Source organism: Marinifilum sp. RC60d5, from assembly GCF_052400665.1.
GTDB lineage: Bacteria > Bacteroidota > Bacteroidia > Bacteroidales > Marinifilaceae > JBQTGK01.
Genome location: NZ_JBQTGK010000003.1, coordinates 647,001 through 662,818, shown reverse-complemented (window position 1 = coordinate 662,818; position 15,818 = coordinate 647,001). Strand labels below are relative to the sequence as shown.

The 15,818-nt window shown below is 31.5% G+C and carries 11 protein-coding genes; 4 read left to right on the top strand and 7 right to left on the bottom strand.

Features of this window, described 5'->3' with window-relative positions; all coding sequences use genetic code 11:
• Window positions 1-154: 154 nt before the first annotated feature.
• From ACT3CE_RS10240 to ACT3CE_RS10225, 4 genes are all read right to left on the bottom strand, one after another.
• A complete protein-coding gene (locus ACT3CE_RS10240; RefSeq protein WP_444709678.1) occupies window positions 155-1,075 on the bottom strand; it encodes a thiopeptide-type bacteriocin biosynthesis protein in 921 nt (306 codons plus the stop codon).
• Window positions 1,076-1,078: 3 nt separating this feature from the next.
• A complete protein-coding gene (locus ACT3CE_RS10235; protein ID WP_444709677.1) occupies window positions 1,079-3,349 on the bottom strand; it encodes a lantibiotic dehydratase family protein in 2,271 nt (756 codons plus the stop codon).
• Window positions 3,350-3,378: 29 nt separating this feature from the next.
• Window positions 3,379-4,590 (bottom strand): lanthionine synthetase C family protein, encoded by a 1,212-nt coding sequence (locus tag ACT3CE_RS10230; protein ID WP_444709676.1) that lies wholly within the window; start codon window positions 4,588-4,590, stop codon window positions 3,379-3,381.
• 77 nt (window positions 4,591-4,667) lie between these two features.
• Window positions 4,668-4,895 (bottom strand): class I lanthipeptide, encoded by a 228-nt coding sequence (locus ACT3CE_RS10225; RefSeq protein ID WP_444709675.1) that lies wholly within the window; start codon window positions 4,893-4,895, stop codon window positions 4,668-4,670.
• Between the two features lie 987 nt (window positions 4,896-5,882).
• On the opposite strand from ACT3CE_RS10225, the gene ACT3CE_RS10220 reads away from it, so the two are divergent.
• Window positions 5,883-6,386, top strand: coding sequence for an IS110 family transposase (locus ACT3CE_RS10220; RefSeq protein ID WP_444709674.1), 504 nt, complete (start codon window positions 5,883-5,885; stop codon window positions 6,384-6,386).
• A 173-nt stretch (window positions 6,387-6,559) separates the two neighbouring features.
• On the opposite strand, the gene ACT3CE_RS10215 is transcribed toward ACT3CE_RS10220, so the two are convergent.
• A complete protein-coding gene (locus ACT3CE_RS10215; protein WP_444709673.1) occupies window positions 6,560-7,699 on the bottom strand; it encodes a DEAD/DEAH box helicase in 1,140 nt (379 codons plus the stop codon).
• A gap of 431 nt (window positions 7,700-8,130) precedes the next feature.
• Window positions 8,131-10,233, bottom strand: coding sequence for a hypothetical protein (locus ACT3CE_RS10210; protein WP_444709672.1), 2,103 nt, complete (start codon window positions 10,231-10,233; stop codon window positions 8,131-8,133).
• Between the two features lie 255 nt (window positions 10,234-10,488).
• On the opposite strand from ACT3CE_RS10210, the gene ACT3CE_RS10205 reads away from it, so the two are divergent.
• The 3 genes from ACT3CE_RS10205 (at window position 10,489) to ACT3CE_RS10195 (ending at window position 14,831) form a co-directional block, all read left to right on the top strand.
• Window positions 10,489-12,801: a LuxR C-terminal-related transcriptional regulator gene (locus ACT3CE_RS10205; protein ID WP_444709671.1), complete on the top strand. Its 2,313-nt coding sequence runs from the start codon at window positions 10,489-10,491 to the stop codon at window positions 12,799-12,801.
• A gap of 151 nt (window positions 12,802-12,952) precedes the next feature.
• Window positions 12,953-13,981, top strand: a complete 1,029-nt coding sequence (locus tag ACT3CE_RS10200; protein WP_444709670.1) for a hypothetical protein — start codon at window positions 12,953-12,955, stop codon at window positions 13,979-13,981.
• Between the two features lie 7 nt (window positions 13,982-13,988).
• Window positions 13,989-14,831 (top strand): protein phosphatase 2C domain-containing protein, encoded by an 843-nt coding sequence (locus ACT3CE_RS10195; protein ID WP_444709669.1) that lies wholly within the window; start codon window positions 13,989-13,991, stop codon window positions 14,829-14,831.
• Window positions 14,832-14,981: 150 nt separating this feature from the next.
• On the opposite strand, the gene ACT3CE_RS10190 is transcribed toward ACT3CE_RS10195, so the two are convergent.
• Window positions 14,982-15,764, bottom strand: a complete 783-nt coding sequence (locus tag ACT3CE_RS10190) for a hypothetical protein (RefSeq protein WP_444709668.1) — start codon at window positions 15,762-15,764, stop codon at window positions 14,982-14,984.
• Between the last annotated feature and the right edge of the window lie 54 nt (window positions 15,765-15,818).

Here is a 15,818-nt window from a genome sequence, read left to right as displayed (position 1 = left end):
AAAAAATGGACCATGCCAATCAGAAATTGGGGAGTGATCTTAAATCAGTTTTTAACTATATTTGAAGATAGGGTCAGACTAAACGCCTAACCCTATAAATTTCATTTACACACTTTGCGGGATAGTGTCCGAATAGTTGAAAGATTTGATATTATTATCCCACCTTTTGCAATTGAGGCTTATACTTTTTTTTAGCTATCTCCGATTTGTAATTTCTATATAAAAAATCATACAATACCATTTCATGTAATCGTTGCTTAGATTTAAATAATCTATTCAACAGCATATGTATGTAACTTCCCATTAAATCATCCAATGAACGAACTAGCATTTCCTCCTTTTGAAATAATAATATCTTATCAACGATGCGCTTTATTTTTAATGATTTTAGTTCTAATAATTCAAATAATGGCTTCATCTTACTTTGAGAATCAAGCTCTTTATTCAATATTTCACTGATCTCTTTGCGTTTATTTCTAAACTTCTTATCAAGCTGCAGTTTTAGCATTTTGTTCATACCAAACTCTCGTCCAAAACCTTCCTTTAGACTTTCCAGCAAATCTAATTTTTGTTGATCATCGTAATTAAAATCATTCAATAAACTATCTATCGCTTTAACAGCAAACAACCATCGGATTATTTCTCCTTCATCTCCTTCAATCATATCAATCATATTAATAATCATTTCACTATCATGAAAAAAGAGTTCTTCAGCCAATTCAATAGTATTTTCACCATATCTTTCTATTTCTCGTTGATATGTATCTGTTTGAATTTTCCACAACAAATCGTTTTCAATAAATGAAAGTGAAGCATTATTAATCAAACTAATTATATGATAAATATATTCAGGGTTATTATAATGAAATCTGACCCGTAAATGCGTTTTGGGATCAGTATACCTTATAAAAAACCATTTGTCAATTATTTTTTTTGAAAGAAGTTTTTCGGCTACTGGTTTTATTATTTGCACTAGGATATCGTCAGCCGTTTTAGGGCCACAATATAACTTATAATACAACCATTCATCGCCTAGTATAAAAGTGCGTTTTACAATGCTTTGTGATTCAATCATAACTTACTCAAAATTATTTTCTACTTGTCCGTTTGGCATCTGGGTCTGAGATTTGTAAAATGAAAATATTACCTGATTCGTAAAACTCTCTTGTCCCCTTTTAACGAGAGCCTTTTCAGTACCAAATAAAAACTCTTTTAACTGAAATCCAGGACGTTTTTTAACGAGCGACAACAATGTTTTAATGCATAACAAATTATTTAAGTTTAATAATAGTTCGTTATCTCCATCTGCTAATAATACATAATCAGGTAGATTACATTTCATTTTCCATAGTTTAGCTTCTTTTTCAATACTTGCATCATCCTTAGCTTCAATTGTTTGCTTAAACTCTTCCTTTTTAATATTCCAAGTTGCTTCGGATAGTATAATGTTTTTAAAATTTACTCTTGGCAAGTAACTATACTCATTTGATAATGCTCCCCAATTAAAACCAACTCCAGCTCTTAAATCTTGAGTTTGCAAATCACATAAAAACTGGTAAACTGGTAATGCGTTAAAAGAAAAATTATGAGCATTACTTAATCTTGGAATAATCTCTTTATTTAATGATTTTGAACGCAATACTACTCTTCGTCCGTATTTAACTGAAACTACTAAATCTTTAATAGAAATCTGATTCTCTTTAGAAACCAAAGATTTAGCCAAATAAGGTATTTCAAAATCTCTTAATTGAGGTCTTAGTAAGATGTTTCCTGTTCTTGATTCTGGTAAATGAACAATCTCTGCTAAAATAGAATCTTGAAATATTTCTTTTTCAGTTTCTGTAATTCTATTTACATAGTTATATAAATCGGAGCTGCTATGACAAAACCTTCCTAATAAATTAGCAGCTGAAGATCCTCCGGCAGAACTAAATTTTATTATTGGTTTCTCATCAATCCTTGATGATGAAATAATTTCCACCATTGCATTAAACGTGGAGGGTAAATCATCCCAATCAGCATTAAAATCTTTAACATCTTCGTCGGTAATTTCTATTTCATGTAAACCTTTAGATAAGGTTTCATTATACTTTTTAAGTAAAAGGGACTGTACTTTATTCCAATTAATGTTATAATCATTTTGTTGATTAGTTGCAGGTAATGCTAGATCATCTACTAATGGATTTAGATCTCCACTTCCTGTATTTTGAATATAACCAACTCCTGATTCAACATCCAATGCTTGTAATAAAGGTACTTCCCTCTCTTCGTATCTTTCATAAAACGCTTCTTTGAACTTTAATAGATTTTCGTTAGCTCTCTTAGGCGTTAATTTGTTCATTAATTCAATACCTTTTAATATTTCGTTTGAAATATCTGAATTTAATTCTAATTCCTTAGCAGAAATTACTAAATCAGTTTGAAATAAATATTTTATATCGTACTTCGTTTCAAGATTTGACAGTTTCTCACTTATTTTTTTATAAATATCTGCAGGAATTCCGATTGCTTTATTTCTAATATTGACAATATCATTTTCAAACTCTTTAAGTAAATCAATAATGTGATCAATATTTTTGAGCGGTTTTAAAATATCAATTATTTGATTAAGAAACTCTGCGCCTGTAACTGATGGCTCCAATTCGCTAATTAGCAATTGGCTATCAATAAGTTCTTCTATGAATGATTTAGCTTCATCAAACGAAATTTCATCATCAACTAAGAGGTTTGCTAAATCCTTAATTTGAGCACCTTCTTTTGAAGTATTTAATACTTGTTGTAAATATTCAGAGTCTTCAACAGCTATTACAAAATGATTCCTTTTACTATTATTGTAACGATATTCAACATATCTTAATTTATCTCCTGATTTATATATACTTGAGTTAGGGAAAAATATGATTTGCTCTTTGATCTCTTTAATTTTAGATAAATCTATAGCTAATGCACAAAGATAGTTCATATCCAACCTTAGATGTGCATAATACTTTTGGTCATCGTCTAGCTCTATTTTATTTTTATCACCAATTTCCCCCAAACCATAACCGGCAAATAAACCAAATGGTGTGCATCGACTTCCCATTCTTAATAAATACTTAGTAAGCGATTCTTTTAATCGTTCAATATCTTTTGTTTTTGAAAGTTCATTATTTAACCATTTTAACAATTGGCTATACAATACTGGGGATGCAAGAAAAATAGCTTCCTGAATCTTTGGATCTTGGCAAATCTCTTTTAAATCCTCATCAGATACATTCTGATCGCTAAATATAGATTGAATATAATTCAGAGAAAGCAAGGGAATTCTTAAAACAAATTTATCAAAACTTTTATATGTGATCTTACTCATATGTATTTTCTATTTGCAAATCTTCTTTTTTATGATAATAATAAACATTCATCCCAGGATGGTTCTACATCAGATATTGCAGAGATTAAGCTTAAACCGATACCAGCAATTCCTTCTAAAAATCCCAGTTCTTCGCAAGGTCCACCAAATTCTTTAGTTCTAAACGCTTTAAATCCAGAAAGCGTATCATCGTGCACAGACATTTCGAAAGTTTTACTAAACCAATAGTCCGAAGCTTTCTTAAACTCAGTAATTCCAGTATATTTAAACATTCGGTTATAAATATGTGCGTTGCCTGCAGCTCCATGACACAATCCTGCATCAACAACACCAGTTTGTGCAATCCCGGCTCTATCGGTTGTATTTAATAAGATTTCAACTGCTATATTTTTCCATTCATCTTTACCTACATAGTTACCTGTTACCCACAAGGCTATTCCTATACCTAAATCGCCGTAGCACCATGCCAATCTGCTATTTGTAGGAGAATCAGCGCCAACATAAGAAGGAAAAATAGAGTGAAATTTTAAACTATCGAGTTGTTGATTTAACAAATACTTTACTGAACCTTCTAGCAATTCCAAAGACATTTCCTTTTCAATTCCTAGTTTATAAATTTTACTTAAAATTACAATTATACTTGCCAAACCATGAGACAAACTTAAGTTATTCCCTTTTGTATGTTTCTCACGATCTAAAACTGATAACCATCTAATTCCTTCTTCGTCTTTTGTCGCAATTTTATCCAATTCTTTTATGAACTCAGTCAAATATTTTTTTGAATCATTTGTTTTTCTTTTTATGAAGTATAAACCTAAACCAACTGCTCCATGCAAGAAATCATAATTTCCTTTCTGAATTTCAAATATCATTAAAGTATACAAGTATTCATCAAGCCCCTCTAAAACCTCATTTAAATCAGCATCTAACAAATCTGCTTCAGTTAATATTGTTAATGTTGTACCAATACCTGCTAAGCCACTTGCATGTGTATGAAAATTAAATCCATTATTTATATCATCAAATACTTTAGATATTAATTCTAATCCAAAATCATATGGTTCTTGCTTATCTGTTAATTTAGCATAATATAAAAAAAACAAGGCAACTCCCAACTTACCCCCCATAAGTCCTTGCCCACTCTCATATACTTCCTTTTGCGATATTAATATTTCTTCAAACTGGGAAAGTTTTGATTCAATTTTTGTTCTATTTAATTCAGGTATTTTCTCCCAATCCATAATAATTTTAATTAAAAGAGCTAATACAATGTACTAGCTCTTGATTTGGTATTTAATAGGTTTCTAGAATGTTGTTACTAACAAAGTGCAAATGTTGGGCGCTTTTCAATTGCACACGGCATGCTACAAGCCATGGCAGTCGCTGGTTTATCATCGCAATAAAGTACAGAAACCCAGGTACCATCACATCCATTATCCCCAGTTTGCCCCCCAGGAAGTCGCCCCCCTTTTACTTCACTCATGTTTAAATTAGAGATTGTTTCTTTTTTTAAAACCAATTTTCTGTTTAAACTTTTCTTTTTCATAATAATATAATTTTAAATACCTACTCTATTTAAGGCTTTTCGGTTTCCGCCTGCAAATTCTATATTAAAGCATTAAAATTTATACAATTAATTTACCTAAAACACAAGAACTTCGGTAAAATGAGTAAAATATTGATTCTATTTCCGAAATATGAGATGTATCGCTACTTTGTTGAGTAAATATATTTGCAGAGAAAAAAAATATTAGACAGATTAAGTTGTTTTATGCATCTTGAAATATCATATTAAATTATACATAACTCGTTACTATAACAATTATATTAATAATTAATATACCATCCAAATAAAACATAAAAAATTTTGTAAAGCAAAGTGGAATAAATGTGCTTTAGTAAAACACAAATGAAGCTGAAAGCTGCAAAAAGAGTGCAGTAAAAAAATATTTTTTTATCATACTTACCAAAACTATCTCGATAAAACACCTATTAAACTGCTAAGAATTAGACCTGCTTTAATTATCAAACCGTTGATAAAAATTCTTGATTTAATAACTTGTAGAATATAATTGAAATTTGCCAAATAATTTAAGACGCCTTATTTACAACATAATACTATGTCAACGACATGTAATCGCTAATAGTGAGTATAAGAAACGTAAGTGATTTCGAAGCTCATACTTGTCAAGTTGCACTGAGCCAAATTTGCGTTTTGACACAGATTTAAAGTTTTAAAACATCCTGTCAAATCGCAGATTTGGCGGAGTTAATTAAATGCTCCAAGCTTCCGCAAACCACTGATCCACTTATGTTTTTATACATCCTAAGTTTACAAATTATTATCTTAAAGAGTTAACTAAAGAACAAAAGAATGGAGCAAGGTTATTTTATACATTGAGTATTTAAACTCGTCAACAATGAAGATCTCCACTCTGTCACTACTTGAATACGATTGGTTCTCTGGGCCATTAGAGTCTGTTTTTTAGGTTGCTATATCAAAGTAGCTTCGTTCTTTTATAAATCTTTTACTATGAATAAAAATACACATTTTATAGGTATCGACATTTCTAAAAAAGTATTTGATATCTGGAGTACCAAATTTGAGCACAAACAGTTTAAAAACACTCCTGAAGGATTTGCTGAATTACATCTATTTCTTTCCCAAAAAAATTGGTGTGTAATGGAATATACCAGCAATTATTATCAGCATGCGGTGTTCTTATTTGAAAACCATGTTCGGGTTTCGGTTATAATCCCATTGGTTATTAAACGATTTTTACAAATGAAACTACAACATAACAAAACTGATAAAAGCGATGCCAAAATGATCGTGATATATGCACAGGAACAAAGTCTGAACTTATGGAAGCCCCTACCGGGATTCATTGATAAATGCAAGGATCTTCATACAACAATCAATTTATACCACAAACAAAGTACGGCGTTAGAAAACAAATTGCACGGCTTTACTGCTGCGGGTATATTTTTAAGGCAGAATGTTTTTACCTATCCGAAAAAGTATTTAGAAATTTGATTTTTAGACTAATTAATAAGTAAGAAGTGTTTGTTATGCATTTAATATTTCTAAATAAATGCTAATTAAAATTGGTGTAAAATCTGGTTTACTTTGCGGCAATTACAAAAAAAATACCAATCTGTTATTGTATTCATAACAAATTGATATTTATTCTTGTTTTCGATTTTTTCTTATCCTTTTATGTCGATATCTTTTGTATCGATAAGCTTTACTCTTTTGCCCATTTTTTTCTGAATTACCCTAAAGTGATGTTCATCATTGGCGGTAACAAATGCTATTGCTTCGCCTGGCGATTCGGCTCTTCCGGTTCTACCAATTCGGTGAATATAATCATTAGGCGAACGTGGTAAATCGTAGTTCACAACATAAGGCAAAAACTCAATATCTATTCCTCTGGTTAACAAATCGGTGGCAACTAAAACGCGAAGTTTTCCTGTTTTAAACTTTCGCAGATTTTCGGTTCTGGCTCCCTGACTTTTCTTGCTATGTGTGCTTGTTGCCTGAATTCCGTTCTTACTTAATTTATAAGCAACTGCATCGGCTCTGTGTGCCGAAGAGGTAAATACGAGTACTTGCTTTAAATTATTCTGTCTAATAAGCTGGCGCAGGAAAGGGCCTTTTTTCTCTTCGGCTATGGAATAGGCAATCTGATCGATTAAATCGATACTATCGACCTTAGCTTCTATTTTTATTATCAAAGGATCTTTTAAAAGAACCTGCTTTACATCATCTACATTTTTACTTAGTGTTGCCGAGAATAGTAAATTCTGACGTTTTTTAGGTAGAAGTGCGAATATACGATTCATTTCGTCGGCAAAACCCATGTTTAACATCTTGTCGGCTTCGTCTAAAACCAAACATTCAATTTCTGATAAATGCACTGCATTCGAATCTTCTAACTCTAATAAACGACCAGGAGTTGCAATTAAAACATTTACATTTTGCATTGCTTTCATCTGCGGATTAATGGAGACTCCCCCATGAACAGCCAGGCATTTTACAGGCTCGGAAAGTGCCTGTGAAAACTGCTGAAATACTTCAAAAACCTGCAAAGCTAATTCGCGAGTAGGAACCAATACTAATGTTTTAATATGGCGATTTTTAGAAATGCGTCCTCCCTGCAAATTTGTAAGAACAGGCAATACGTAACTGGCTGTTTTTCCCGATCCTGTTTGTGCAATTCCCAACACATCTTTTTTCTTTAAAATGGCAGGAATTGCCTCTTTCTGAATTGGATATGCGTCGGTATATTTCTGATTTTGTAATGCTTTTTGTAATGATTGAGGTAAACCCAAAGAGCTAAAAGACATGATTTTATGTGCTTATAATTATTTCGACTTATTGTCGGCCGTAAAGATAGAAGAAATATAGATCAAGTAATTAATAATAGGAAATTGCAATTAAAAAATTTAAAGACATAAAATTTCCTTATTACCTCCTTTGTTATATACTAAAACCTCTTTACCAATGGTAAAGAGGTTTTAGTAGAACATTACAATCTAATTCTACAAACGACCTAAATCTTTAAGCTACTGATGTCTATTTTTCATTTTCATTAATTTAGACGATAATGTATTATCTCCAGCTTTTCTCAAGTAATTTTTCGATCCCGAAACGGACTAGATGAATATACAACCCTCAAATATTTCTTTAATTTTTATAAAATTAAATCCCCAAAAGAATTGCTTCAATTGGGGATTTGTTTACATAGGTTTTAGGGCAAATAGATTATTTAAGAAGTTTATTTAGCTGTGGTAGATGTGCTTGTTCCAACTTTTTCGCCACAACCAGTAGTTGCTACAATTTTATTAAGGTTATTTTTAATTGCAGCTTCGTAATCGGTATATTTTTTATACGAATCTTTAATTTTTACAGTCTCCATTTTAATGCTGTTGTACTCTTTTTTAACAACATCTAACTTTCCTTTTAGCTCATCAACACCAGGAACTGTTGGAAAACTAATTTTCATTTTTTTCATGATAGGTTTAGCGGCTTTCATCCCTATATCGGCAATTTTTTCTGCAATTTTTCCTCCTGCGGTTAAAGCCTTGTACAAAGACATTGAATATTTATGACGCGAAATAGGCCCTGTAAAACCAAATTCTTTTTTCAGCACTTTATCCATTTCGTGAGTAACTGAACTTGCCTTATCTAAGGTAGGTTTAATTTTACTAACTCCACTTTTAATTTTTTTAGCCGGAGAGTGCATTACCGCAAGAGCTTTAGCACCTTTTTCGAAGGTAGTTAAACTATTGTTTAAGGTTCTCATCTGTGCAGATGTACCTTTTAAACCCTTATTAATCTCTTTAACGGCACCTTCAACTTTTTTAAAGTCGCTTTCTTTTTTCAATGTCTTGATACAATCATCAATCGTAGCAACAGTTTTTTCGCTTTTTGCAAGCACTAGTTTGGTTGTAGCAACCATTCCTTTAATGGCATCAACAGTTGCCTTTACTTGTCCTACAGCTGTTTTTGTTGGATCTATAAACGGACGTTCAATAGTATTAAACTTATCTACCAATCCTCCAACAGGCTTTTGTGCAACTGATAATGATCTGGATGTAACAGAACTTACAGTCCCCACCACAGGAATCAGGTTAAGAGCTTTTAAGGTACTACCTACACTCTTCATTTTCGTATTCAAACTTCTTGTCTGATCCGAAACATAGGTCACCATCTCCATTACTTCATTACTCTTATCAACAGCAGCCGAAACATTTTGTAATCGTCCGGTTAGTGCTGTATACTGCTTTCTTGTTTCGGCTAAATTTTTCTTAAGAGTAATAAGCTCGCTGCCCACATTTAACGAATAAATGCGATACATAGAGTCTTTATAATCGGGAATCCATTTTTGAGCACTTCGGTACAAAGCAATAATAGCATCTTTATTGCTTTTCGAAGATTTTTCCATTTTTAATGCCGAAGCATAGTAAAACTCTGCAATTTTTTCGGTAGCAACTACAATAGAATTTTTAGCATCGGCATGACTTGCATTCCATTTTAATGCCAGTTTAAATTGATCTACCGATTTAATATTATCATCAACATTGCTCGATGCCAACAGCTCTAATCCATCTTTATAATAGATCTCGGCAATTTTTTTCTCTAACTTATCTTTTGCAACAGAAGCTTCGCTTAAGCTTGGTGTAAATTTTAAAGCATATCCCCAGGCCTTATGTGCCAGCTCAAGAGCTGGAATATCCGAAGTCTCCTGATTTGCTTTTCCAAAATCAGTAAAATATTTTGTAATTAAAGTAGCTGTTTCACTTCTTTTTTCAGAAGAACAATACTTACTATATGCTTTAGATAATTTTTCGTAAGCTTCTTTAACTCGGGCATTGTCAAGATCCTCTTTTCCCTGTTTCATTATCAGATTAAAGGCATACTCAACTGAAGCACTTGCCTGCGCTGAATAATCGACAAAATTTGTTGTCCACTCCCATTTTCCTTTCGGATCAACAAAAGGCAAATCGACCTGTTGAACTTTACCGTAAATAGATACTAATAATTTATATGTAGCAACGCGCTTTTCAGCCTGCGCAATAGTTGTTGTATTCTCAGACTGTCCGAGAAAAGATTTCGTATTGGCAATTGTGCTATTAAAATGTGTATACATAAATTTTTTAAATCCTTTAACTTCAGGATCGGTAATTATGGCATTAAAAGCATGATCTAATGCACTTAAAGCATTTCCCTTGCTCATTTCACTTTTCGCAATTCTAAATTCATCTCTACCTTTAGAAAACATTCCAGAACCAGATCCACAAGAATTTAGAAATAAACAAGCAGCAAATGTGCAAACACCAACAACAAACAATTTTTTAAGTGTAAATTTTTTCTCCATTTAGTAATAGTATTAATAGATGATTAAATTATATTAAACGTGAATCACCCCATCAATTTATTTTGATTATTTACCTAATAAATCCATGCATTCATCACAATTAAACTAGTGTGTTTTTTGAAGTAACAAATATGTGAACTTCCTATAAGAGAGAAAAAAAATGGCAATAGACAATAATATAGACATTGTATATATCATACTCCAAACTTTTCTTTTTCAGACACCTAAAACAAATACTCTCTAAAACATTAGTATTTGCTGAAAAATATAGTTTTATCTATTTTTACACTTGCCTTAACAATACCATATATTATGCCTAAATGTTTTTTCTTAATTGTACTGCTTTTATCAATAATTTTTTCAGGATTATGTAGTGAAAAAACGGACTCGCTTATACACATTTCAAATTTACAATCGGGGAAAAAACTCCTTTATACAAACCTAAAAATTGCCGAAGAATTTGCTTACGGTAACAATGGAGATACTATTTTATTTTACGCTACAAAGTGTAATCGACAAGCAAGTGTGCTAAACGATTCTATTGCACTTTTAAAATCTAAACTTTTCTGGTGTTCGGGTTTATATTCAAACAAAAAGTATCAGGAATCTTTACAAAAGCTCGAAGAAGCATTTTATTTATCAAATAAACTGAACAGGTCTAAAGAAAAGTTACAAGCTTTATATCTGCAAAGTAGAAATTATCAGGGATTGCATCGGTACGATCTTGCCATAAAAAGCTTTATATCTGGATATAAATTTTCATTAGACTTAATTAAAACAAAACAAACGAATGTTGCTGAAAATTATTTTAGTGCCAATTTAAAGCAATTAAGTTATACGTATTGGTATGCATCTAAATTAAACGAAGGAATTCAATTTTTTCTTGATAATATAAAGCAAAACTCCGATTTAAACGATCGTTTGCTTCGCCATTTCTATTCTAATATCTCTTTTCTTTACAATAGGGGTATCGATTTTAGTAAAGCCGAAGCTTATCTTTTAAAAGCTGCCAAAATAAGTAAGGAAAGTAAAAACTCTGATTTTATTTATATGGATCAGGCTTATTTAGGAGCACTATATTCTAACATAGGAGAAACAAATAAGGCGATTAATCACTACCAAAATGCTTTACAAATTGCCAAAAAAGAAAATGATATTTTCAAAATATCCTATATTCTTCAGAACCTAGGATTGTGTTACGATATTGCCGGAGATTTAAAAAAAGGAGTTGATATGATTTTCGATGGAATTAAATTTTTCATCGAAAAGGAAGACACTAAGGCTACAGCAAAAGCATATCAGCAACTTGGCCGGTTAATGATTAAATGGCACAATTATAAAGATGCCGACAAATACCTTCATAAAGCAATAAAACTGCATAAACACGAAGGTTTGTATACTCAAACTACCATTGATTACGTAAATTTAAGCATTTCTAAAATTCAACAACAAGACAAAGATTCGTCGGCATTTTATTTAGATATTTTAAAAAAAATAAGTACAAAATACGATATTAAAAATGCCATAAGTTCATACTATTTATCTAAATCGTATACATACCTTCATTTCGAAAATAATCCTGAAAAAGCTCTAAAAACAATTACTAAAGGCAATCAGATAGCCTCTCAAATTAATTCGAAAGCTTTAAAAACTTACGGACAAAAATTACTTGGAGAATATTACTTATCGATACATAATAGTACACAAGCAAAAAATCACTTTATTACTGCCTGGAAAAATCATTCCAAGCTTAGTATGATTAAAGATCAGGTAGAAATTGCAAAAGCGCTCTCACAAACATACAGCAATATAAATAAGACCGATAGTGCTCTTTTCTTTCTTAAAAAAGCTGATAGCCTTAATTATAAGTTACATCATCGCGAAGATGTTTTACTTCTTTACAAAAAAGACAATGATTTTGCGATTCAGATGGCTAAGAGAGAGAAAGACAAACTCACAAAAGAAAATAAAAAATTATTTAACCGAATTATTCTCATAAGAACTTTCTACATTCTTTTATCCTTGCTAGTTATTAGCCTTTTGATGATATATATACGAAAACGTAACAAAAAACTAAAGTTAGAGATACATACCAAAACCTCGGAACATAAAAAGTTGATTAAACAATCCGAAATTGATAAATCAACCATAGAAAAAACTCAACTATTAATAGAAAAAAAGGAGAATATTATTTCCGAATTAAAAGAAAAACTACTTAGCAATAAGTCCGATTTCGAATCGAAAGAAGAATTTAACGAAGCACAAGCTCTACTAAATACAAAGCTTGCAACCGAAGAAGATTGGGAAAAATACATGCAACTGTTCACAAAAAGAAATCCATGTTTTATTCCCGAATTAAAAAAACGATATCCGGCACTTACCCGCAACGAGCATAAAATTTTTACTTTACTAAAACTTGGTCTTTCTACCCGCGAAATGGCCGGAATATTAATGATTTCGCCCTCGAGTGTTAATACTGCCCGTTATCGCCTGCGTAAAAAATTAAATCTAAAGGCCAACGAAAAACTCGAAGACGTAATTGAAGATCTCGTTAATGTAAAATGCTAATAAGAAAACAGTTAGTCTTTTTTCCATTACTTAGATTTTCTTTAAATAGAATTTTAAAATTAAATTCTCAAGCAAGCAATTTTGTTAAACTATCTTCATTTCATAAATTAGCTTACTTTCAAGAAAAAAATACACTTTTAACATTCCATTCATGCATAATAAGTATCTAAACATCTTAGGTAAATTGCCTGAGCAAACACATCGTAATTTCGAAGTTGCTTTAACCTCACTGGTGGAAAGAGAAGATAATAATGAGCTTAGAAAAAACTTAAGTGAAATATTAGAATCTGATGCAGAGGAAAAATTAAGATATGCAGCTTTTTATGGATTATCGATTCTTTACAGACGCAAAAAAGATATTAGTTTGCTCGAAAAACTGGTACTACATCACGAAAGTGAATTTAGAGATAATGCCACATGGCCTCACCTTATTGTTTTATACCTTAAAGAAAAAGGAATTGGACGCGATGTTATTCGTGTAATTCAAAAATCGTACGAAGCCTATTTAAATATTCGCCACAATGCAGGTATTGTGCATAACTTTGCCGAAACAGTAATCTCTGCAATTGAAGATTCCGATTCGAAAACACAAGATACGATTAAAGAAAATTGGATAGAAAAAGCTGTTGAGGCCATACACGATGCAATAGAACTGGATCCAAATTATGCCAAATATTATTGCACCAAAGGAAGAATACTTGCCTTTACAGGAGATTATATTGCTGCCAGAGAAAATATTAAAAGAGCCATAGATATTGAAGATTCGAGTAAATCAGATTATGTTGTGCGATTAGGAAACTATCAGTATTATCTGCTTTTAGTTCAATCGAACCAACAAAAAGCCGAACTTAACAACAACCTTATTAGTAATAAAAAACTTATTGAACAATCTAAGACCGAAATCGATCAAAAATTTAAAGAAGTAAACATTAAAAATCTTGAATTTCTAGGTTTCTTTGCTGCCATTGTAAGTTTCACAATTGGAAGTATACAAATTGTTAACAAACAAACTTTCAACCAGGCAAGTAGTCTTATAATTGTTCTGTTTGGCGCATTAATAGCTGTTTTTGGAGGATTTGGCTTTGTTTTACACGGGTGGAATAAAAAATCGGTTCCAAGTTTAATTGTATTTGTTTTAGGTGCATTAATTGTTTTACTTACAAAAATATTTACAAGTTAAACTGTTTATGAAAATTCTTAATCAAATTACATCCAAGGGTAACTTATTTAACGAAGACAAAATATACACCGGAAATAGTATTATTGTATTACTTGATGGATCGACCGGACTTGAAAAAAAACTAATTCCCAAGGCTACAAGCGATGCTGTTTGGTTTGTAAACGAAGTTGTTGATTTTATCCATAATCGCTTCGATATAAAAGTCAATTATCAGGATTTTATTAATGATATGCTTTCTGAAATTCGACAAAGGCATTATAAGTTACTGGGCTACAAAGCACAAAAACTAAATGAACCTTCGGCCTCGATGGTTTTTATTATTGAAAAAGCAGAAGAGATAATTCTGATAAATATTGGCGATTGTACAAATGTTATTGAGTTTACAAATAAAAAAATATGCTGTATTTACGATTCGAGAGTTTCTAAACTAGATAATAAAGTTATTCATAAATTAAATACTTTACAGCAACAGAATATTGCCGAATCGGAAGAATCAAAACTATTAATACAACAGCTTCTTATGGAAAACAGAAAATTAAAAAACACAGCAAATGGTTATGATATTTTAGGTTTTGATAAGCTACTATTAAATAATAATCAGATTCTTTCTTTTCCGAAAAATCAGATTCGTAATATTTGTTCTTTTACCGATGGCTTTGCAGAACATTACGAACATTTCAATTTAAGTTCCGATGCCATAGATTTTTACAAACAGTTAAAAAACAGTTCTGCTGATAAAATTCTTGCGGATATTAGAAATCTTCAGAAGAAAGATTCTTTATGCAAAACTTATCCTCGTTTAAAAAAAATGGATGATGCCAGTTTGGTAATGATTCAAATTAACGCCTAAAGCTTATACTAAAATTCCACAGCGAATTAAACTTCGAATTGAACAAGCTTTATAAAATAAGAAAAGACGCAACTAGCTGCGTCTCTTCTTTATATTTTTATTGTAAAACCCGAAAGTAAAACTAAAATCGGAATTCCAATTTTAGAGCTGCTACTTCACAGTCTTTTTCAAGGTGGCCAAATAAGTCCAGTTCAAATCTCTTAGCTTAATTGCCGCATCAATTTTTTTCTGTGTTTCCACATCAACATTAAACGCTTGATGATGACCATAAGTATCGAAATAATGCAAATATCCATTAAACCAATCAAAAGTCATGTGAGTCATTCTTGCTTTACTACCCGAAGGCATTAAAACTCTGGCAAGTGCCCAGTGACTCAAGCTTTCTTCATTTACTTTTTTCTGATGAATTGGTAAAAACACATCTAATTCAGCTTGTTCGTATTCTTGAAATTTCCCTTCGACAGCCTCCATAAAATTCATTCGCATTACCGATCCTACTCCCATTTTAAAATTATCTTCAGTCGACTTTACAAGTTTTAGAAATATTCTTTTGCTTAATTCCCGAGAACTAAGACTCTCCTTTAATTTAATTTTTAACTCCTCATCTCTCATATCAGGATAAGCCTTTTTAGCCGCTTCGAATGTATCACCTCCTGCCATTGCTTTAACAGGATCGTTATAAACTGTAACGGTTAAGTACTGATATCCCTGCTCTGTTCCTCCTGGCTTTAGCGACCAAAGATCCCAGGATTGTATTTCTCCACTTTCTAATCGTTGCTCGTGAATTTTCTCAAAGAATGTTTCGGTTTCCCAATAATCTGTATCCATACCATCGGCAACCTTCATAAACTCAAACACTAAAAAACGTTCAGACTGAGCCATGCCAACAGTATAAAACAAAGCCATAGCAATAAACAATAATATTTTTCTCATAATAGCCAGTTTTTTGTGAATAATACTTAAGTTACTGCTTTTTATTGCTTTACA